Source organism: Chitinophaga oryzae, from assembly GCF_012516375.2.
GTDB lineage: Bacteria > Bacteroidota > Bacteroidia > Chitinophagales > Chitinophagaceae > Chitinophaga > Chitinophaga oryzae.
The window spans coordinates 7,632,554-7,654,539 of sequence record NZ_CP051204.2 but is presented as its reverse complement, the minus strand read 5'-3'; the positions used below and the strand labels follow the sequence as shown (position 1 = coordinate 7,654,539).

General features: G+C 52.0%; 13 protein-coding genes. 10 read left to right on the top strand and 3 right to left on the bottom strand.

The window, feature by feature from the left end; all coding sequences use genetic code 11:
* Positions 1–183 precede the first annotated feature (183 nt).
* Positions 184–621 carry a universal stress protein gene (locus tag HF324_RS30360; protein ID WP_168807258.1) on the bottom strand — a complete coding sequence of 146 codons (438 nt, stop codon included), beginning with the start codon at positions 619–621 and terminating at the stop codon, positions 184–186.
* A 46-nt stretch (positions 622–667) separates the two neighbouring features.
* Complete coding sequence (locus HF324_RS30355; protein WP_168807256.1) at positions 668–1,240, bottom strand: TetR/AcrR family transcriptional regulator; 573 nt, start codon at positions 1,238–1,240, stop codon at positions 668–670.
* 1,516 nt (positions 1,241–2,756) lie between these two features.
* Between HF324_RS30355 and HF324_RS30350 the strand changes: the two genes are divergently transcribed.
* The 10 genes from HF324_RS30350 to HF324_RS30305 all read left to right on the top strand — a co-directional run bounded on the left by HF324_RS30350 (position 2,757) and on the right by HF324_RS30305 (position 20,700).
* A complete protein-coding gene (locus tag HF324_RS30350; RefSeq protein WP_168807252.1) occupies positions 2,757–4,544 on the top strand; it encodes an alpha-L-fucosidase in 1,788 nt (595 codons plus the stop codon).
* 25 nt (positions 4,545–4,569) lie between these two features.
* The gene (locus tag HF324_RS30345) at positions 4,570–6,726 is read left to right on the top strand and encodes an alpha-galactosidase (protein WP_220101252.1); all 2,157 of its coding nucleotides are present in this window, start codon (positions 4,570–4,572) and stop codon (positions 6,724–6,726) included.
* A 34-nt stretch (positions 6,727–6,760) separates the two neighbouring features.
* Positions 6,761–8,104, top strand: coding sequence for an alpha-L-fucosidase (locus tag HF324_RS30340; protein ID WP_168807250.1), 1,344 nt, complete (start codon positions 6,761–6,763; stop codon positions 8,102–8,104).
* Between the two features lie 1,038 nt (positions 8,105–9,142).
* Complete coding sequence (locus HF324_RS30335; RefSeq protein WP_220100644.1) at positions 9,143–9,658, top strand: response regulator transcription factor; 516 nt, start codon at positions 9,143–9,145, stop codon at positions 9,656–9,658.
* 710 nt (positions 9,659–10,368) lie between these two features.
* A complete protein-coding gene (locus HF324_RS30330; protein WP_168861534.1) occupies positions 10,369–12,843 on the top strand; it encodes a glycoside hydrolase family 2 TIM barrel-domain containing protein in 2,475 nt (824 codons plus the stop codon).
* Between the two features lie 23 nt (positions 12,844–12,866).
* On the top strand, positions 12,867–15,395 hold the full coding sequence (locus HF324_RS30325) for a glycoside hydrolase family 95 protein (RefSeq protein WP_168861533.1): 2,529 nt from the start codon (positions 12,867–12,869) through the stop codon (positions 15,393–15,395).
* Positions 15,392–17,251, top strand: a complete 1,860-nt coding sequence (locus HF324_RS30320; RefSeq protein WP_168861532.1) for an alpha-L-fucosidase — start codon at positions 15,392–15,394, stop codon at positions 17,249–17,251. Before HF324_RS30325 ends, HF324_RS30320 begins: the two co-directional genes overlap by 4 nt.
* 4 nt (positions 17,252–17,255) lie before the next feature.
* Complete coding sequence (locus HF324_RS30315) at positions 17,256–19,052, top strand: glycoside hydrolase family 36 protein (RefSeq protein WP_168807241.1); 1,797 nt, start codon at positions 17,256–17,258, stop codon at positions 19,050–19,052.
* 199 nt (positions 19,053–19,251) lie between these two features.
* Positions 19,252–20,403: an alginate lyase family protein gene (locus HF324_RS30310; RefSeq protein WP_168807239.1), complete on the top strand. Its 1,152-nt coding sequence runs from the start codon at positions 19,252–19,254 to the stop codon at positions 20,401–20,403.
* Positions 20,404–20,457: 54 nt separating this feature from the next.
* Positions 20,458–20,700: a hypothetical protein gene (locus tag HF324_RS30305; protein ID WP_168807237.1), complete on the top strand. Its 243-nt coding sequence runs from the start codon at positions 20,458–20,460 to the stop codon at positions 20,698–20,700.
* On the opposite strand, the gene HF324_RS30300 is transcribed toward HF324_RS30305, so the two are convergent.
* A complete protein-coding gene (locus HF324_RS30300; RefSeq protein ID WP_168807235.1) occupies positions 20,689–21,981 on the bottom strand; it encodes a tetratricopeptide repeat protein in 1,293 nt (430 codons plus the stop codon). The genes HF324_RS30305 and HF324_RS30300 overlap by 12 nt on opposite strands.
* Positions 21,982–21,986 lie beyond the last annotated feature (5 nt).

Sequence of the window (21,986 nt, the reverse complement as noted above, 5' to 3'; positions counted from 1 at the left end):
ATAGGGCCCGGTTTTGGGGCTGGGAGCGGAGGTTGGATACAGGGATCCTGCAATAACTAATTCAGTATAAATATAAGCTTTCCCGTTAGGTTAAAAAGCAAAAAAATATCCCGGCCGGAGCCGGGATAAGTTGCAACAGACAGGGCCGTTTGCTGTTGCGTTATCATTGTTGAGTGTTGTTGCCTAGTGTTCGTCGGTGTTGTAGGGGACCACGAGTACGGGTATGCGGGCGTGACGGATAATATATTCCGCCGTGCTGCCTACCAGCATGTGATTGAGACCGGTGCGCCCGTGGGTGCCTACCACGAGAATGGCCGTCTGCCCGTTGTGGGCTTCATCCAGTGTTTCGTTTTTCGGGTTGCCGGTCGTTACACGGATGTTGATATTGGCAGTAGGGTACTTTTCTTTGTACGTCTGAAGAATGTCTTCTGCTTCTTTGATCCTGCCTTGTATGTCATCGGTAAATACGGGCCCGGCTTCCGGCAGGCCGAGGCCAATACCGATTTCGATCACGGTGAACAGCGAAACGGCGGCGTGCATTTTTTCTGCCAGTTCTACGCCGGTGCTGATCACCTGTTCAGAGAATGGACTCAGGTCGACTGCGATCAATATTTCTGCCATATGCGGTGTATTTATGTGTGAATAATTATTCGGTTATCTGTGTTTGTCAGGCTTTGATAGCGTCCCAGCAGAGGTCGAAGGTGGTGCTCATCCTGGCCTTTGTGAGGGCGGTGCCGCTGTAATGGATCTGTTTTACCAGCTCATTCATGGACCCGATAATAAAGGTAATCAGTAAATCCCTTTCCACATTTTTAATCAGTTGTTCTGCCTGTCCTCTCGCTATCAGCGCATAAAACGGTTCAGCCAGCTGCCTCGCCTTCTCCCGCGTAGCGGCGGTGATATAAGGAGAGTGGTAACACTGTTCCAGGAAAATGAACTCTTCGAAATGTTGCAACCGGTAACGGAGTATGTTCATCCAGATATGCCGGAAACCGGGTTTGAACGGCGCCTGCGGGTCATAGTCCCGGAAGGATACCGTCACGGAATTCTCCCGGCAGGCTGCAAACAACGCGTTGATCAGCGCGTCTTTGCTGTCGAAATAAACATAGAGGGTGCCGGTGGCGATCCCTGCTTCTCTGGAAATATCTCCCATGGTCATGCCCGCCAGGCCCTTTTTGGCGACCAGCTTGAGCACAGCCCTGAAAATACGGGCATACTTCTTATCGTCCTTCAATTTCACCCTACAAATATAAGTGAATATTTATTCGCTATAAAACAGTTTTAAATGGGCTGGAAAGAGAACGGTTCCGGCGCCTGTCGCGTAATGTTTCAACGGTGAAATGCCGCGTACCGCAGGCCATGAAACGAAAGAGTGAAGCAGGGGATTCGGGTAAAACGGATAAGCAACTTTTTTCGGTTAAGCCCCCGTAGCGTATACCACGGGGTAGTAAATGCGTTGATTAAATCGGGCGTCGGAAACTGCCGGTTTAACCAGCCTATAAATTTAGTCAACCATTGATTGGAAAAAATCCAACTGGCCTGGACAAGCCGATTGGGGTTTAGCTGAGATATTTGTTAGATGTATGCATTTCATTTGTTACTATTTTCCATAACGCAGTGTTAGTACCGTAATATTACTGGCAATCCGTTCTGATTTAGTTAACAGAATCTAAACGTCTTCGGATTAACAATTGACGAAGCGCCTGAAATTGACTGAAACCCTTTACAGGTAAGCATTGTCTGATTTTTGGTATTTATCCACACTTATTAACAGGTATCCACACACGATATTCACATATATGTTGATAACTCACGAAAGCCGCTATTGCAGGGAGGGTGATGTGGTTGGTTGACCGGCGGACGGCCGGGGATCCCCGGTTTATCCACAAATGTTATCCACATCTCCTGGGGGATGGAGTGAAATGGCTGCCTGGCGGGAAAAAATGCGTCCTGATAGCAGTAAGCGGGACCCAAACAGCCGGCAGGCGGGGGGAACGGCCGTCTGCCCGGTGGCAGTCCCGCTAACAGCGCTTCCCTGAAGCAACAACGCCGACCACAAAGGCAGATATCCCCGGAGATGGCCTCCCGGTCACTGGCCCGTCACAATGATTCTATGGACCTCCGCGTGGGTAACGCTGCATCTATATCGCGGTTATCGCGTGAAAAAGAAAAATGCACCCCGGGAGAAATGATGGCAGCCGCTCGTCAACAGTCGCATGGAATGGCGCTTATCGCTGCACCAGGGAACGCTGGTTTTAACCACCGGAGAAAAACTGCGGTAATGTGGCAGTGGAAACGATCGTGTGAAGAATGACACACCAGGAGCGCGGAGAACATACTGCTATCATGTAGCAACAGGAAAGCGACACATGGACGATACCAGGCTTACCGGCAAAAAAATACCCTTGCTGTGACAATGCAGCAAGGGCTTTAAAAACATTCACATGTCATCTGCAGAAATGTATAGCTACTGACAGATGTTTGATAATCAAAATTGAAGCCTAGTAATATGTTGAATAAAGTAAAAGCTAACCGTTGAAAAAGTTATCATGCAGGATGCAATTGTGTAACTTTCTGATTCGAAGATAAAAATTACATTTTGTAAAATTGGTTAACCATTCGTTAACGCAAATGCATGACCCTCAATACCTGCTTTTCTTGTACCATTTTCCCTTTCCCTGATAGCATTTTCCGGCCGCTTGCACAAGCCGCTGGTTATGTATATTTTTTGTCCGATGCTATAAAAATCCGCCGTTATGAAACGACTCGTACTGCTGTTATGGACAGTATGCCTGTATCCTGCTCTTTTTGCCCAGGACATGCCCGATATGTGGACCAGATCCGGTGGTAACAACGCTGCCCACCCGGGACTCAAATGGTTTACCGGCGCTAAATTTGGCTTGTTTATACACTGGGGGTTATACGCTAAGCTCGGTGGCCGCTGGAAAGACAGCAGTTACTACGGTAGCGGCGAATGGCTGATGAACAGGGCAAAAGCACCGGCCGCTGAATATGCAGAGGTCGCTAAGACTTTCAACCCGCAGGGGTTTAACGCGGAAGAGTGGGCTGGCATAGCCCGGGAAGCTGGCGTAAAATACCTTGTGATCACCGCCAAGCACCACGAAGGGTTCAGCATGTTCGACTCCAAAGTAACAGACTTCGATATCGTAGATGCTTCTCCGTACGGCAAAGATCCCATGAAAGCGCTCGCCAAAGCCTGCCGCGATAACGGTATCCGGTTCGGCTTCTATTACTCCCAGTTCCTCGACTGGCACGAGCCCAATGGCGGCGGCAACAGCTGGGACTTCAAAACCAAAGAGAAGGACTACCAGCAGTATTACCGCACCAAGTCCATCCCGCAACTGAAGGAACTGCTGACCAACTACGGGCAGCTGGGACTGGTATGGTTTGATATGCCGGGCGGCCTCACGCCTGAGCAAACCAAACAGATGATCGACAGCCTGCGGCTACTGCAGCCCAACTGCCTGTTCAGCAGCAGGGTAGGACATGGCCTGGGCGACTACCGCGATTTCGGCGACTCCGAAGTGCCACCGGTGCCCATCACCGGCGCATGGGAATCTATCTATACCCACAACGATTCCTGGGGATACATTCAGCACGATCTCAATTTTAAATCTCCCAAAGAAATTATACGCCTCCTCTCCAATGTGGCCTCCAAAGGGGGCAACCTCATGCTCAACGTGGGACCGGACGGCGATGGCAAATGGCCGCAGTATTCCATCGACTATCTGAAGGCTACCGGCAAATGGTTGCAGCAGTACGGTGAAAGCATCTACGGCACTACCTACGGACTCCTGCCGGCACAGCCCTGGGGCGTTACCACCAGCAAACCCGGTAAACTGTTCCTGCATGTATGGGAGATGCCGGCCAACCGCCAGCTGCGGCTCCCCGGCGTAGACGCACAGGTGAAATCCGTTAAAATCCTCGGTACCGGCCAAACGCTGACCTTCAGACAACGGCCCGGAGAAACGACCGTGCAACTGCCGGTAACGTTACCGGATACACGTAATACGGTGCTGGTAATGGAGTACAGCGGCAACCAGTCCGATCTCTCCCAGCTGCGTACCCAAACGGTCAGCAACCAGTACCCGCAGGCTGAAATACCCACGGTATGGGCCGTCTATAACGGCGCCGCAAAAAATAAACTTTTCACCTGGTCGCACTATTTCGGCGACTGGAAACACGATAACCTCGCCTACGGTATGATCACACCGGAAGATGCACTGGTGTTTCCGCTGGATATACAGGACGCAGGCGATTACAAGATCATACTGGATTATGCCTGTGAGAAGTCCGGCGCCTCCCAGCAAGGCGTGGTAACGCTCAACGGGCAGCGGCTGCCTTTCCTCACCCTGTTTACCGGTGAGTCCGACAGCCATCAGCCACTAATGTTTATCCAGCATGCGATCGGTAACCTGCATGTAGATAAACCAGGCAAACACAATCTCACGGTTAAACCAGTACCCGGTAATAAAAAAGAATTGTTCCGCCTGCGCAAGATCATCCTTCAGCCGGTGAAATGAGTATATGCTATAAATATAGTGACCAATGAAAAAAATAACGCCCCTGCTGCTGACGGCAGGCTTGTATGCCGCGATGGCAACGGCACAAACGAAAACGCCGGCCCGTGACTGGCTGATCGATCCGAAAGGATTTTCTGCCACCGCTACGGAGAAAGGGAAAGAAATTGTACTCAGCAACGGTTTGCTGAGCCGCAGTTTTCGTACCACCCCCAACGTTATCTGCACTGACTTCCGCAACCTTGTGAGCGGAGAGCAACTGCTGCGTGCCGTAAAACCGGAAGCCCGCCTCTTTATCAACGGACGCGCCTACCAGGTGGGCGGCGCCACCGGACAACGCCAGAACGCTTACCTGCTGCCCGCCTGGCTCGATAACCTGAAGGCAGGCGCCAGTGATTTTGTATATGCCGGTCACCAGTTCGCCGACATACAGCCGGTACTCGACTGGAAAGCCAGCCGCTGGTGCTCCAATCCCCGGCAGGCAACCGGTAAAGCGGTCATCTTCACCTACAAGGCACAGGCGCCCGAATTACAGGGCGTGACGGTAAAAGTACACTACGAAGTATTTGACGGTATACCGCTGCTGTCCAAATGGCTGGAGATTACTAACGGTACCGGGCAAACGCTGAAGCTGGACCAGGTGGTCCATGAGATACTGGCCACCCCGGAAGAAGAGTCCACGGTCGTAGGCAGCCCCGATAAAATAAAAACGCCGCATGGCCTTTATGTGGAAAGCAACTATACGTTCAATAACTCCATGACGGCATCGCTCAGCGACCAGACCACTCACTGGAAAACAGACAGTACCTATACTTCGCAGGTCAACTATGACCTGCTGACGCCCTGCCTGCTGGAAGTACATCCCAAAGTGCCGGTGGGCATCACCATGGCGGCAGGAGAACATTTTGAGTCTGTCCGTACTTATGAACTGCTGCTCGACAGTTATGACCGGGAACGCAACGGTTTGGCCAAACGCCGCATGTACCGCATACTGGCGCCATGGACCACGGAAAATCCCATCTTCATGCACCTGGTCAGCACCGACCCGGCAAAGGTGAAAAACATCATCGATCAATGTGCGGCTACCGGCTATGAAGGCGTGATCCTCAGCTTCGGCAGCGGTCTCAATATGGAAGACACCAGCGCCGCCAACATCGCGAAATTCAAAGCGCTGGCAGATTATGCCCACAGTAAAAAAGTAATGCTCGGTGGATACTCCCTGTTTTCAAGCAGGCGTATCAGTGATGAAGACGATGTGGTCAATCCCGCTACCGGCAAGCCCGGCGGTGCATTCTTCGGCAATGCCCCCTGCCTTGGCAGCAAATGGGGCCTCAGCTACCTCGATAAAATAAAACACTTCATCACCGCCACCGGCTTCGACATCTTCGAAAACGACGGCCCCTATCCCGGCGATGTCTGCGCTTCTACCACCCATCCCGGCCACAGCGGCAAAGAAGATTCCCAGTGGAAACAGATGCAGCTGCAGAAAGGACTGTATCGTTTCCTGAATGCAAAAGGCGTGTACATCAATGCACCTGACTGGTACTTTATGGACGGCACCAACAAGATTGGCCTTGGATACCGCGAGGTGAATTTCTCCCTGCCAAGGACAGAACAGCTGATCCTCAACCGGCAGAATATCTTTGACGGCACCTGGGAAAAAACGCCATCCATGAGCTGGGGCTTCGTGCCACTGAGCGAATACCATGGCGGCGGAGCTGACGCTACGCTGGAGCCGCTCAAAGACCACCTCGATACGTACGACCAGCTGATGATGCAATACTATGGCGCGGGCGTGCAGGCATGTTACCGCGGACCAAGATTGTATGATACAGACGCTACCCGCCAACTGGTGCAACAGGTGGTGAACTGGTATAAGAAATACCGCGATATCCTCAATACCGATGTGATGCATCTCCGCCGCCCCGATGGCCGTGACTGGGATGGTATCATGCACATCAGCGCCACGCTCCCGCAAAAAGCGATGGTGATGCTGTATAATCCAACAACAGCGCCCATCACCCGGGAAGTAGCGTTGCCGCTGTATTACACCGGACTTACACAGTCAGTGAAGATCAGGGAAAAAGAAGCGACGCCGAAAACGTATACGCTTGACCGTCAGTATACCGCCCATGTGAAAGTGACCATCCCCGCCTCCGGTTATACCTGGCTGGTAGCAGAATAAACACCAACAATACAAATCCTTTTAATTATAATTTATGAAGAAACTGACGTTCGCCATTATTACCCTGCTGTGTTGTCTGCAGATACAGGTGCAGGCGCAGAAAAAGATCTTCAACGAGACGCCTGAGCAAACGGAGAAACGCTTGTCCTGGTGGGTGCATGACCGTTTCGGGATGTTTATCCACTGGGGGCTGTATTCCCTGCCTGCCCGTCATGAGTGGATCAAAAATTATGAGCGCATTACAGACAGCGCTTATCAGAAATACTTCGACAATTTTAATCCGGACCTGTACAATCCGCGCGAATGGGCACGCATGGCAAAAGCGGCAGGCATGAAGTATGCGGTGATCACCACCAAACACCATGAAGGCTTCTGCCTGTTCGACTCCAAATACACCGATTACAAAGCGACAAAGACCGCTATCAAAAAAGACCTGGTCAGGGAATGGGTAGACGCTTTCAGGGCGGAAGGGCTGAAAATCGGGTTTTATTATTCGCTGATTGACTGGCATCATCCTGATTTTACGATTGACAGGGTACATCCGCAGCGTGTCAGTGATCCGAAGGAATATGAAAGACTCAATAAAGGCCGCGATATGGAAAAGTACCGTACTTACCTGTTTAACCAGGTGCGGGAACTGATGACCAATTATGGTAAAGTTGACATGCTGTGGACTGACTTCTCCTATCCCGGTGCGAACGGAAAAGATCATAACGACTGGAACTCCGTGGAGCTGCTGAAAATGGTGCGCAAGTTACAACCCGGCATTATTGTCAATGACCGTCTTGATCTCGGGGACTACGAAGATGGCGGTGATTTTGTGACGCCGGAACAATACAAGGTATCCGAATGGCCTACCCGTAACGGTAAGCGCATACACTGGGAAACCTGTCAAACCTTCTCCGGTTCGTGGGGATATTACCGTGATGAGACTACCTGGAAAGACAACAAACAGCTGCTGGTGCTGCTGATTGAGTCAGTGAGCAAAGGAGGCAACCTGTTGCTGAATGTGGGGCCTACTTCCAGGGGGCTGTTCGACGCCCGCGCGCAGGAGCGGTTGCAGGGCATGGGTGAATGGATGAAGGTCAACAGCCGCGCTGTTTATGGCTGTACAGAGGCGCCTGCGGGCATTCAGCGGCCGGATAATACCCTGCTTACGTATAATCCCGACACGAAAAGGCTGTATGTACACCTGCTGGATTATCCGTTGCAACGCATAGAATTGCCGGGACTGAAAGGAAAAGTAAGATATGCGCAGTTCCTGCACGATGGTTCTGAACTGAAAATGAGAGACACCGATAAAGGCGGACTGGCCATTGACGTGCCTGTACGCAAACCGGACGTGGAAATCCCGGTTATCGAGCTGATGCTGGAGTAGTCCGGCATGAATAAACAATGAGTATGAAAACGCAAAAGCGGGAGGTGCAATAAGCCTTCCGCTTTTTGCGTTTTTTCAGTTGTAGGAAAAAACCCTTCTTTTTGTGAGAAAAGATGTTATTTTTATCGTACCATTTCTTTTTTGTTAAACATTCGGAGTGAAGCTATAAGTCAGGATCAGGAAGATATTTCCGGCTTCAGGATACACCACTATCACAAGGAAGGTCCTAATGTCATCAACACAGCAATGGAAAAACCATATCCGTATCACCAATTCGCCGGACACAACTAACTATCAGGTATCTGTGCAGGCTTCCGTTGTTAACGGGAACGCATATGCCAGGTGCACGATGGGGCGGCGGAAGAAATATTAAAACCATTAAAACCATATTTTCCCCGGATGCTCTGTCAACAGGCTACCGGGGGCAATGAAGTAAAAGTATGCAAGATTGTAAGGTTGTCAGAGTAGTTATCAGCCAGACTGCGTGACGGTTAAAAGCACACAAAACCCTGTTGGTTTTCCGGAATATCCCGCCAACCGTTCCGGAGAACTGAAATTTGAAAAAATAAGAGAGGCAGTTTAAAAACGTACAGAAATGGTTAAAATATAATATATATGATTAAGTATAATTTGTTAGAATTGCAAAAATAGCCGGCTTTCAAAAAGCTGATAACTAGTTGATTGTAATTCAGTTAATCCTTAATTTATTGATTTAAACCACGTTAGTAGTTAGTTTTTACTCTAATATAGAACAAATTGTATATTAATATTTATTGAAAAACCATATACGTATCCGATTGACTGCTGCTAGTAATTGTATCAAATTTGTTTGGGGTATGGAAACCGTGTGAACTTTCCATTATGCAAAATATTCAGCCATACCAGCTTCCAGACTTACGGTTAAAAATGGAAGATTTTCATACGAAATATACATAACCCAAAAGGAATAATATGAAAAAAGTGGGGCCTATAAATGCTGGTCATTTAGGAGAAGGGGAAGTTTATGAGGTTGCAGCATTGCATAGCGAATCAACGAACATGTTACAACAATTAGCTAAAGATATCTGTAACCTTGTTTTTATGGATATAGAGATACCCGGATTGACTGCGATTGAGGCTGCCAGTATTGTAAAAGCTGCGTATCCCGACATAAACGTGATTTTGCTGACTTTAAATGAGAAAGGTAAATCTCTGACCGAGATGCCCGTAAGGGAAGAAGGTTTGGCGGTAGACCACATACCACCTGTGTCACTGACAGAGTTTATATCGCAGGTCTACGAAACAGCACTGCAGTCCAATATGGTAGCAGTAAACAAGGTATTGGCGTTTTTCCGGAAAGAACGCGGAAATGCTCATGACCCTTATGGTTTATCACCCCGTGAAAAAGAAATCCTGCGTTGCCTGGTCAATGGTGATACGTACAAGCAGATTGCCGAACACTGTCACATCAGTGTAGGGACCGTCCGCTCGCACATCATGAACATCTACCGTAAGCTTGACGTGAATTCCCGGTCCAATGCCATCGTGAAAGCCATGAAAGAACGGCTGGTGTAAACTTTTACCGGTTAAACTGACCAGTGCCAACAACGCACAATTGCCTGTGCCCGATGTGCCGCTATCATCAGTGGAAATGTGAATGCCCAACCTGGAGCCTGTGCCTGATTCCCTCAATGGAAACCGAACCTTTAACACGCATCAGTTAAGGTAGTGACATCTGTAAAGCCCTGCACTTGTGCCTGATCCTTCTCCATGAAAAAACCGAAATGTGATGATCTGACATACTGCTGTATGCCGGGCGGAGAATGCTATGCCGTCAGCTAAGCCGATCTGCAACAGGCTATGTTTATCTTGTACTGCCATCGTTGCGGCAGCAAAAAGGGAGGCCGCACAGATAAGGCGTCCGGCAACGTAGCCGGAGAGAAACAACAGGCATAACGGAGGGAGCGTTGGCTGCCGGCAGGCGTAATTTCCGCTGTAAGCTCCGCCCATCAGGCGGGCCAGTGGAAATCACTGCCGTCACAGTTTAAAAACTACCGATAAAAGACAAAATAATAGTGAAAGTTATGCAACCGTTTGCATAACTTTCACTATTCTATTTTAAACCTGTCGCCAAAACACGTTATGAAGCAGAAAAAGCCGCAGGAAAAATAGCCCAGCAACCAAATTCAGACAGCTTTTGGAACACCGTGATACAATGAACTGCCATGAAGGCCCTGCGCCGGAAATGGCCGTAGCGGCGTTTCTTTTGACCAACAATAACAGTTATGAAAAGAACAGGATTCTGGTGCATGTTATGGTGCCTGTTGTCGGGCAGTTACTTTTGCCAGGCACAACAATCTATCCGCCTCACACAGCAATGGGAATATCTCCGGGGAGATCTCGGCGGTATCTGGGAAGCCGTCAGGCCCGCGGCCGCAGGCAGCCCCGAATCAGTACCGCTGTGGCAACAGGTAACCCTGCCGCACTGCTTCAACGCCACGGATGCCGTGAGCCCGGAAGAAAACTATTACGAAGGCCCCGGCTGGTACCGCACCCTGCTGGACATCCATAACCCTTATACAAACGGCCGTACATTACTGCATTTTGAAGGCGCGGGACAAAAAACGGCCATATACGTCTACACCACCAAAGTAGCAGCCCATACCGGCGGTTATGACGAATGGACGGCCGATATCACCGAAGCAGTACAGCAGTTCCTGCAATCGCCCGACGCCAAACGCTTCAAAGGAAAAGTGCCGGTGTCCGTCCGCTGCGACAATACCCGCGACCTGGAAATGATTCCCTCCGACATGTCAGACTTTAACGTGTACGGCGGATTGTATCGTTATGTTAATCTCGTTTATACGCCGGCGTTATCCTTCGAAACGTTTCATGTGCAAGCCATCACAGACGCTGCAGGCAACAATGGCACACTAAACGTCAGCGCCGCTTTCCGTAACCCGGGCAACATCTCCCGCGGTACACTGGAATTGCGCCTGCTCGACCCGCAACAGAAAGTCGTGAAAGAGGTCCGGCAGGACATCAGTATAAAATCAGGTGAACAACCACTGGCCAGCATCTCCCTGAAAAAACCAATGCTATGGTCTCCCGGCCAGCCCGCCCTGTACACCGTGGAAGCCCGCCTTACCTCCACCGCCGGTACCGCCGAATGGAAAGGCCATACCGGCTTCCGGCACTTTGAATTTGTGAAACAAGGGCCTTTCCTGCTCAACGGCAAGCGCCTGCTGCTGCAAGGTACCCATCGCCATGAAGACCATGCCGGCGTAGCCGCCGCCATGACGGAAGACATGATCCGCCAGGAAATGTTGCTCATTAAAAATATGGGCGCCAATTTTATCCGGCTCGGCCACTACCAGCAATCACGCATCGTATTGCAGTTGTGCGACAGTCTCGGCATCCTGGTATGGGAAGAAATTCCCTGGTGCAGAGGCGGACTGGGTGGAGACACCTACAAAGAGCAGGCGCGCAGGATGCTTACCAATATGATTAGCCAGCATCGCAATCACCCGGCTGTCATCCTGTGGGGACTGGGCAACGAAAACGACTGGCCCGGCGATTTTCCTGAATTCGATAAGGAGAAGATCCGCACGTTCATGTCGGAACTGAACACCATGGCACACCAGCAGGATAGTACGCGCAAAACCACCATCCGCCGTTGCGACTTCTGTAAAGATATCGTGGACGTATACTCGCCTTCTATCTGGGCGGGCTGGTACCGTGGCCGCTATACGGAATACAAATCCGAAAGCCTGAAAGAGATAGCCCGCGTACCTCATTTCTTTCATGCCGAATGGGGCGCAGACAGCCATCAGGGCCGCTTCGCGGAAGAACCGGAACAGTTTATCAAACAGGTAGCTACCGGCAAAGGCGCTGATGAACGTACCGGCGATTTCGCCCTTACCGGCGGCAACGCCAGGGCCTCCAAAGACGGCGACTGGTCTGAGTCGTACGCGGTGAACCTGGTAGACTGGCACCTGAAAGAACAGGAGACCATGCCTCAGTTGACCGGCACCGCTTACTGGGTGTTCAAAGATTTCTCCACACCGTTGCGGCCGGAAAACCCCGTGCCTTATGTCAATCAGAAAGGCATCGTGGCCCGCGACCTTACTCCTAAAGAAATATATTATGTGTTCCGGTCGTACTGGACCGAAGCGCCTATGGCACATATCTACGGCCACGGCTGGCCCGTGCGCTGGGGGAGGGAAGGAGAGGCCAAAGAAATACGCGTATACTCCAACTGCACGGAAGCAGAACTGTTTGTCAACGGAAAAAGCGCCGGTGTCAGAAAACGTAACAGCCAGGACTTTCCCGCTGCCGGACTGCGCTGGCAGGTGCCGCTGCCAACAGGCGTCAACCGGATAAAAGTGGAGGCCCGTAAGGGAAAGCATACCGTCACCGATGAAGTCACCTGGCAATACCAGACCGCCACATGGTCGGCCCCCGTGAAACTGATAGTAGAGGAAGATAGAACCTTTACCGGCGATAACCTCCGGAAGGTACGGGTAAAGGCCGTAGACGACAAGGGCGTGCTGTGCCTCGATGCGGCTAACGAAATCACTTTTTCAATGGCCGGAGATGGTCAGCTGATAGTGGACCAGGGCACCGCCAGCGGCTCCCGGAAAGTACAGCTGGCTAACGGCCAGGCCTGTATCTTTTTGCGCACCACCGCTTCCGGCGCCGCGGCAGTGGCTGCTACGGCTAAGGGACTGGCTTCCGGTATTGTTACCATTACCTATTAACTGTATTCAAACACGATGTGCTCATGAAAAAATTTTTTACCGGGATAGGGCTGCTGATTTTTTCGTGGCAGGCGTACGCCGCCACTCCGGCCGATTCCCTGCTGAAGCTCTGGTACAAACAGCCTGCCCGGCAATGGGTGGAAGCGCTGCCTGTAGGCAACGGCCGCCTTGGCGCCATGGTCTTCGGCGGCGTACAGAAAGAAGAGCTGCAACTCAACGAAGGTTTCCTTTGGTCCGGCACGCCGCGCAACGGCGATAACCCGCTGGCGAAAGAAACACTGCCCCAGATGCGCCAGCTGCTGAATGAAGGCAAATACAAAGAAGCCGACAAGCTGGCCAAAAAAATGATGGGCACTTACAGTGCTCGCTACATCACACTGGGCAGCCTCTTTATCGAGAACGACGTGCCCCGGAACGCAGACAGCTACCACCGTGAGTTAGACCTCAACAGCGGTGTAAGCAAAGTTGCTTACACCGCTGACGGTGTGCATTACACCCGGGAAGTTTTTTCCAGCTACCCTGCACAACTGCTGGTGGTCCGCTATACTGCCAGCAAACCGGGCATGCTGCGCTTTCATACAAGCTTCGCTAACGGGATGCCACATACGAACAAAGCCGTCAATAATCACTACCTCGTAATGAAAGGCCGTTGCCCGGAATATGTGGCCAGCCGCCCTTATGAAGCCAAACAGATCGTCTACGGCGATAAAGGCATCAACTATGAAGTGCACCTGGATGCCCGCGCCAGCGGCGGTAAAATAACCGCTGATACCGCAGGTATCACCGTGAACGGCGCTACGGAAGCGGTGCTGCTGGTATCCATCGGTACCAGCTATAAAAGCCCGGAAGACTGGGCCGGAGATCCTGCCGCTGCCGCCGCGTCGCCGCTGAAGAAAGCGCAGGGCGACACTTACGCGTCCCTGCTGAAAAAACACCTTGCAGACCACCAGCGTTTGTTCAGCAAAGTGTCGCTGGACCTGGGCACCGACGGCGGCGAACAACTGCCTACCGACGAACGCCTGAAAGTATATACCAGCAACGGCGGCAACCGCGATCCGCAGCTGACCACCCTGCTCTACCAATATGGCCGCTACCTGATGATCGCCGGCTCCCGCAAAGGAGGTCCCGCACTCAGCCTGCAAGGCTTATGGAACAAGGAAATGCAGCCGCCATGGGGTTCCAACTACACCATCAATATCAATACGGAAATGAATTACTGGCCCTCTGAAACAGCCAACCTGTCGGAGTGCGGCCAGCCGCTGTTTGACTTCATCCACAAGATGGCCAAACGCGGACGTGTAACCGCTGCCGTTAACTATGGCGCTTCCGGCTGGACCGCTCATCATAACACAGATATCTGGGCGATGACCAACCCGGTGGGAGGCTTCGATTTCAGCGACCCCAACGGAAATCCCAAATGGGCGATATGGCCTATGGGCGGGGCCTGGCTGAGCCGCCACCTGTGGGAACACTACCTGTTCACCGGCAATAAACAACAGCTGGAACAAATGTACCCCGACCTGAAAGGCGCCGCTGAATTTATGCTCGACTGGCTCATAAAAAATGACAAAGGTCAGTGGGTGACCAATCCTTCCACCACCCCGGAAAACAATTTCCTGATAGACGGAAAAAGGGAAGGCTCCGTGAGCATCGCTACCACTATGGACCTGTCCATCATCCATGATCTGTTTACCAATACTCTGCGCGCCGCGGCGGTGCTGGGCAAGGACGCGGACCTCGCCGCAAAAATAAAAGACCGGATGAAAGATATGTTTCCCTTCCAGGCAGGACAATACGGTCAGCTGCAGGAGTGGTATAAAGACTGGGACGATCCGAAAGATAATCACCGTCATGTATCTCACGTGTATGGCCTCTTCCCGGGCAACTTCATCAATCCGCGCCGCGACACGGTACTCGCGGCAGCGGCTAAACGCAGCCTGCTGATGCGCGGCGACGGCGGCACCGGCTGGTCCAAATCATGGAAGATCAACTGGTGGGCACGCCTCGAAGATGGCAACCACGCCTATACGATGCTGAACAAACAGCTGTTCCTCGCCGGCGGCCAGGAGGTGAGCGTAGCCGATAACAGCGGCGGTTCTTACCCCAACCTGTTCGATGCGCATCCGCCTTTCCAGATAGACGGCAACTTCGGCGTTACCTCCGGTATTACCGAGATGCTGGTACAGAGTCATGACGGTGTGGTGCACCTGTTGCCTGCCCTGCCGGACGCATGGCCCTCCGGTAGCGTCAAAGGCCTGAAAGCGCGTGGTGGCTTTGAAGTTGACATGGAATGGAAAGACGGTCAGCTCACCCACGCAGTGGTACGTTCCCTGCTGGGCGGCAACCTGCGCATCCGCACGGCAAAACCGGTGCAGGTCAACGGCGTAGCGCTGCAGCCGGCGACGGGCGTTAACAGCAACCCTTTTTATCCCTTGCCCATTCCGGTAAAAACCGAGGTGAAAGATGTGTCTAAACTGGCGGAGCTGACGCTTAAAAAAGTATATGAGTACGATGTGCCCACAGTAGCCGGTAAAATCTACGACATACGATGAATTTCAGGAAGACAATATTCAGTATAGCCGTTAGCGTTGTATCTGCCGCCACCATGGCGCAGGTAAAAGGCGATGACGACGGCATCCTTGCCCAGAAAGCCGCCAGTCGTGATAAAACGGCCATTGATTCGGCTGTATACGGCTGGTGGATAGCCTCCATGAAAACCCATGACCAGCGCATCGCCTGGTGGCGAGAAGCCCGCTTCGGTTGTTTTATTCACTGGGGCGTGTATTCCGTGCCCGGCGGCGAATGGAACGGCAAAAAGGTGGAGGGCTACGCTGAACACCTGATGCGGAAAGAAAAGATCGGCCGGCAGGAGTATGCGGAAAAACTGATACAACATTTTAACCCGGCGCACTTCGATGCCGACGCCTGGGTGAAAATGATCCGCGATGCAGGTATGCGGTATCTCGTCATAACCGCCAAACATCATGATGGCGTGGCGATGTGGCCCACCGCCATCGGGGACTACAGCATTGGCCGGTCATCCTTTCAGCAAGACCCGATGGCGGCGCTGTCGGCTGCCTGTAAAAAATACGGTATCCGTTTTGGCTTTTATTATTCACATGCTTTTGACTGGGAACATCCGGACGCGCCCGGCAATGACTGGGATTACAATAATCCCGGCGGCGATAAAAACCTGTATGGCGGTACCAACTGGTACGACGCCCATCCGGAGCTGCTGCCGAAAGCCGTGAAGTATGTCAATGAAAAATCTATCCCGCAGATACAGGAGCTGCTGCGCAAATATCATCCGGACATCCTCTGGTTTGATACGCCGCACAAGCTGCCGCTGAGCGAGAACATCCGCATCCTGGAAGCCATTCGCGCGGTGGATGACAAGGTGGTGGTCAACGGACGGCTGGCCCGCACCGGCGCCATCTCCTTCGGCGATTATAAAAACACTTCCGACCGGCCGGCGGAGTTTTATCCCGTGACCGGCGACTGGGAAGCGATTCCTACTACCAACGAATCGTATGGATATTCCCGTTATGACAGCAGTCATAAGCCGGTGGGGTTCTTCATCCGCCTGATGGCCAAGGCCGCCGCGAAAGGAGGCAACCTGCTGATGAACATCGGTCCGGAAGGAGATGGTTCCATAGACCCCCGGGACACGTTGATCCTGCACGGCATTGGCAGCTGGATGCAGCAGAACGGAGAAAGTATCTACGGCACTACCGCTACGCCCTTGCCGCCACAGCCCTGGGGCGAAAGCACCCGCAAAGGCAATAAACTGTACCTGCACGTATTTCACTGGAGCAATCCGTTGTACGTAGGCGGTTTGTACGGACACGTAGCAAACGCGTACCTGCTGGCCGGCAAGCAGCCGGTGAAAGTGACCCGCGTGAACCCGAAAGACCTGAGCATCACGCTGCCGGAAAGCGCGCCGGACAGTGTGAACAGCGTAATCGTCCTCGAAATGAAAACCATAAAAGGCGACAGTGCACGCGTATTGGACACGCGGGGTATCACCAACGTGCTGCGGGCATTTGATGCCACACAACACGGCAAAGGCTTCTCTTTCGGCGATGGCAAGAAGGCCGCTTACTATGTGCACGGCTGGAAAAATATGGACCAGTACCTCAGCTGGAAGGTGCGGACTACCCGCGACGCCGTGTTTAACATCGGCATCAAATACGCTACGGACCAGCCTCCGGGCAATGCCTGCGAAATCCGTATCGGTAAAAATGTGATCCGGGCAGCAGTGGCATCTGCCAGGAAAACGGAGATCGTTACACAGGCGTTACGGGAAATCAGGCTGCCGGCAGGAGAATATGAGATCACGGTGAAACCCACGCAGATCAGTGGTACGGAATTAATGAGACTATTTGAAATCACTATGCAACCAAAATAACGTTATGAAAAAACACTCCCTGATATTAACAACCTGTTTGCTGCTGGTCCACTTACTGGCCCGCGCAGGAGAAACAGACCGTTTTATAAAAGCGCTGAAAGCCAGTCCGGCTACGGTGTACCAGTCCGGCGGCGCCGTGGCGCCGGCCACCGTGAAGGTGGTACGCAACTGGTCCGGCGAACTGTGCGATGTACGGGTAGTCAATACCGGTGGGCAGCCTGTAAAACTGAAAGAAGTGGTGCTGGGCGCCGTAGGCAGGGTATTGCCGTCTTCTACGCCCTTCTATGCAGAAGGTTTCCAGATGCTGACGCAGACTGCCGGTACACTGGCGGCGCCTAAAACATTAGGCAACTACACCGATGAAGGCCATTATAAAATACCGAAGCCCGAAGGTTACCTGGCGGTTTACAACCTGCTGCGCCTGTACCCCGTGAAAGACGTACAGCTGTTGCTGGGATATACTTCCAGTAACCGCTTTGTGGGCAAGTTCTACCTCTCCGCAGATACCATCAAGGCAGTGATAGACCTGGAAGACCTTGAGCTGGCGCCGGGCAAGGAGTTTAAGCTGGAGGAACTGATGGTGCTTAGCGGCAGGGACGGCAACAACCTGCTGGACCGCTTTGCTGCCCGCATTCATCATTTCCATCCGCGGCTGGAGTTCAAAGCGCCGCCTGCCGGCTGGTGCTCCTGGTATTGTTTTGGTCCCAGGGTGACCGCGCAGAATATTTATGATAATCTCGATTATATCAAAACCAATATTCCTGCGCTGAAATACATCCAGCTGGACGACGGTTATCAGCCGCATATGGGCGACTGGCTGGAGGTGGGCAACTCTTTCGGCGGCAACGTGCAGCAGGTGCTGCATACCATCCGTGATAAAGGGTTTGAGCCGGCTATCTGGGTAGCGCCTTTTATCTGCGACAGCAATTCCACCATCTTCAAACAGCATCCCGAATGGCTGGTGAAAGACAAAAACGGCAAACCGCTGCGCAGCGACCTGGTTACTTTCGGCGGCTGGCGCCTGAAGCCGTGGTACGTGCTGGATGGCACCCATCCGGAAGTACAACGGCATTTTGAACAGCTGTTCCGCACCATGCGCAACGACTGGGGCGTTACTTACTTCAAGCTCGACGCCAATTTCTGGGGAGCAATTCATGGCGGCGTTTATTACGACAAAAATGCAACAAGGGTGGAAGCTTACCGTCGTGGTATGACCGCTATTCTCAAAGGTACCCGCGACGCTTTTATCCTCGGGTGCAATCACCCGCTGTGGCCTTCACTGGGACTGGTACACGGTTCCCGCAGCAGTATGGATATCAAACGCACCTGGACCGTCTTCGAAAAGTCAGGCCGGGAGAATCTCTACCGCTCCTGGCAAAATGGCCGTCTGTGGTGGAACGACCCCGACTGCCTGGTGCTCACCGGTAATATGCCTGACAATGAGTTTAACTTCCATGCGGCGCTGATATATGCTACCGGCGGCATGTTGCTCAGCGGTGATGACCTGACCAAAATATCGCCTGAACGGCTGGATATGCTGCGCAAAGCAGCGCCTCCCACGGCGAAAGCGGCCGCCTTCACCGATACCAATTTTGAAGTGGGAGAAGTCAATACGGCGACAGGAAAAAATATCATCTTACTCAACTGGCAGACATCTCCCAAAAAACTAACGGTAAAACTGGACAAACCCTGTGAGGTGCTGGATTACTGGACCGGGAAAAGTTATGGCCGGCATACCGGTACCTTTACCATGGAAGTGGGAGGGCATGACGGAAAGGTCTTCATCACGCAAAGTCGCTAAGCAACATAAGCAGCAAAGGAGCGGAGATCGCCCTTTGCTGTTTTTCGTTTCTCCTTTTCCTGACCTCTTTGTGTGCTCTTTTTTTCTTATTTTTCTTAGCGCCTCTGCTGCTTAGTGTCTTTGCGTGATCTTCTTTTTTTCTTATTTTTCTTAGCGCCTCTGCTGCTTGGCGTCTTTGCGTGAACAAATATTAATTCCTATGCGGTACATTATATTGTTTTTATTACTGCTCGCCGGGCAGGTGCAGGCACAGTCCCCGCTGCTGAAGAAGGTGCTGCAGGACACCAGGCCGGCTATCCTGGAGCGTGCCGGCTGGGCGCTGCAACAGATGCCGCTGACGATTACTGCGTTTAGCTGTGACCGTAGTGCGGGCGGCAAGCACGATTTTTATTCCGAAGGCGATTACTGGTGGCCGAACCCGGCATCTGCCGATAGTCCGTATGTGCAGCGCGACGGGCAAAGTAATCCGGATAACTTTGTGAAGCACCGCGAGGTGATGATCCGTTTCAGTCGCGTGATGGGGGCGCTGGCAGCGGGCTACGTGGCCACAAAAGATAAAACGTACCTGCAGCATGCCCTGGTGCATGCCCGTGCCTGGTTTGAAGATGAGGCTACGCGGATGAACCCCGGCCTGTTGTATGCGCAGGCTATCAAAGGCCGTGCTACCGGCAGGGGGATTGGTATCATCGATACTATACAGCTGCTGGAAGTGGTACAGGCGCTGCGGGTCATGGAAAAGGCCGGCGTAATACCGCCGGCCGACCTGGTGGCGTTTAAGAGCTGGTTTACCGCCTACCTGAACTGGATGACTACCCATCCTTATGGTAAGGATGAGATGAATGCGAAGAACAATCACGGTACCTGCTGGGTGATGCAGGTAGCCGCTTTTGCACAGTTTACCGGTAACCGCGAGTGGACCAACTTCTGTATCAACCGTTATAAAACAGTATTGTTGCCCGCACAGATGGCGGAAGACGGCAGTTTTCCGCTGGAACTGCGCCGGACTAAACCTTACGGCTACTCGTTGTTTAACCTCGATGCGATGAGCACTATTTGCCAGCTGCTGAGCGACAAAAAGAATAACCTCTGGCAGTATACGGCAGAGCAGCGTAATATAGGCAAAGGCATTGCTTTCCTGTATCCTTATGTGAAAGACAAGAGCACCTGGCCTTATCCCAAAGATGTAATGTACTGGAGCGAGTGGCCGGTAGCACAGCCTTTCCTGTTGTTTGGGGCGGCAGCTTTCAATAATATGGATTATTACCGCCTCTGGCTGATGTTAAACCATGATCCTCAGGTAGATGAAGTGCTCAGGAACCTGCCTGTACGCAATCCCGTGATTTATTTGTGATTTACGATTTTTTTTAATATCTTTAGGTTCCTATGAAATAAAAACTTTAGCGGTATGAGTTGGATGAACGACTTGTATGTCATTTACCAGAAACTGGATGCCAACAGTTGTGAAGCGGTAAAAAACGACATTCTTAAAGCCCAGATGGATGGCTGCAGCAGGGGTGAAATTTACTTCCTGGTATTACAGCAGCTGGTGCGTATAAAAAGGGAAAAAGCGCCTGTTTATGAGTTGATTAAAGAGGAGGTGGAAAGCTTTATCCATTACAGTAGCAATCCGTATAAGCTATCCGCCTAATTCTTCTATCAGCTTCTGCACCTTGATATAATTGGGAGCCTGGGATGGTATTTTGAGTAACCAGTCCAGACATTCCTGCCTGTGTCCTTCCTTAAGATAGCTCAGTCCCATGTAAAAAGCAGCTTCGTATTTGAGGTCGTTGCTTTGTTGATATACCTGTAGCAGGTCTGCCCGTGCCGGCTGGAGCTGGTTCAGGTCTACCTTGCATACGCCGCGGTAGTAGCGGGCGTAGAGGTTATTGGGATATTGCTGCAGTACTTTGTCCAGTATGGTGATGGCGTCGGCAAAATGGCCGCGGTTGAATTTCTCAATCGCTTCCCGCGGTAGCCGGAGGCTGTCTGCGTCGGGCGCCTGCATTTCGGTGGAGGCAAACTGGCGGTAGATGTTTTTCCGCCAAGGGCTGACATACAACATGATGGCAACGCCTGCGGCAAACAGGGCAATGAGGATGACAGTGTTGCGGATATGCGTGGGCGTACTTTCTTTCAGCGTAAACCAGGCGTTGCGGCGGGAGAACAGCTGATGCAGCAGCGCATCCCGGGAGGGATCTTTACAGATGCGTTGTGCCAGCAGCCGGCGGAAAAGTTCAAACCGTTTCACCTGTTGATTGAGCGTGGCGTCTGTTTTCAGACGCGCGTCGAAAAGTCTTTTTTCAGCTTCAGTCATCTGGTCTGCCAGGAATCGGTCGGCAGCAGCGAGGTCATCTGCAGTCATGCTGCCGGACTTCAGTTTGGCGTCGAGGTCTTTGAAGAGGGAGAGATAGCAGGACTGCCTGCTGGCGGGAAGTTCCTGTACCGGTATCTTAGTGGCGACGGCGATGTCTTCCTGCAGGCAGTCAGTGAGCGACCAGCTCAGCAGTTCTTTACAGGTATCGCTGAGTTGGAGATAATAACTGTAAGCAAGCCGTCTTTTCTCGCCTTCTTTCAGCACATCTTCTATATCGATCATATCATCGCGGGTGAGGGCGGCGTTCTCTTCCGCTTCCATGCCGGCGATGCGTTGTCCCCTTCTTTCCAGTTCCCGTTCCCATATACGCTTGCACAACAATTGCAGAAAGGGCTCAAAGGAGCTTACCTGCAACGGGTGGCGCCGTGCATAATAGTAGATGTCCATCAATGCTTCTTCGAAAATATGGGCTGCGTCTTTGACAGTGCCGCTTTTTTGCAGTATGAAACGTTTCTCTTTGGAGGCGAAACGCTGGTAGATATCGTCAATAATTTCCGGAGAGTGTTGCAGCAAGCCCTCAATGTAGTCCTGGTCGTAGTGTATTTCAGGTGACATACCTA

What these genes read in the sequence shown, in the direction of transcription:
- HF324_RS30325 (WP_168861533.1), top strand. Translation starts at nt 12,867, where the DNA reads ATGAAAAAATTTTTTACCGGGATAGGGCTGCTGATTTTTTCGTGGCAG.
- HF324_RS30310 (WP_168807239.1), top strand. Translation starts at nt 19,252, where the DNA reads ATGCGGTACATTATATTGTTTTTATTACTGCTCGCCGGGCAGGTGCAG.
- HF324_RS30350 (WP_168807252.1), top strand. Translation starts at nt 2,757, where the DNA reads ATGAAACGACTCGTACTGCTGTTATGGACAGTATGCCTGTATCCTGCT.
- HF324_RS30305 (WP_168807237.1), top strand. Translation starts at nt 20,458, where the DNA reads ATGAGTTGGATGAACGACTTGTATGTCATTTACCAGAAACTGGATGCC.
- HF324_RS30330 (WP_168861534.1), top strand. Translation starts at nt 10,369, where the DNA reads ATGAAAAGAACAGGATTCTGGTGCATGTTATGGTGCCTGTTGTCGGGC.
- HF324_RS30315 (WP_168807241.1), top strand. Translation starts at nt 17,256, where the DNA reads ATGAAAAAACACTCCCTGATATTAACAACCTGTTTGCTGCTGGTCCAC.
- HF324_RS30345 (WP_220101252.1), top strand. Translation starts at nt 4,570, where the DNA reads ATGAAAAAAATAACGCCCCTGCTGCTGACGGCAGGCTTGTATGCCGCG.
- HF324_RS30300 (WP_168807235.1), bottom strand. Translation starts at nt 21,981, where the DNA reads ATGTCACCTGAAATACACTACGACCAGGACTACATTGAGGGCTTGCTG.
- HF324_RS30320 (WP_168861532.1), top strand. Translation starts at nt 15,392, where the DNA reads ATGAATTTCAGGAAGACAATATTCAGTATAGCCGTTAGCGTTGTATCT.
- HF324_RS30340 (WP_168807250.1), top strand. Translation starts at nt 6,761, where the DNA reads ATGAAGAAACTGACGTTCGCCATTATTACCCTGCTGTGTTGTCTGCAG.
- HF324_RS30360 (WP_168807258.1), bottom strand. Translation starts at nt 621, where the DNA reads ATGGCAGAAATATTGATCGCAGTCGACCTGAGTCCATTCTCTGAACAG.
- HF324_RS30335 (WP_220100644.1), top strand. Translation starts at nt 9,143, where the DNA reads ATGTTACAACAATTAGCTAAAGATATCTGTAACCTTGTTTTTATGGAT.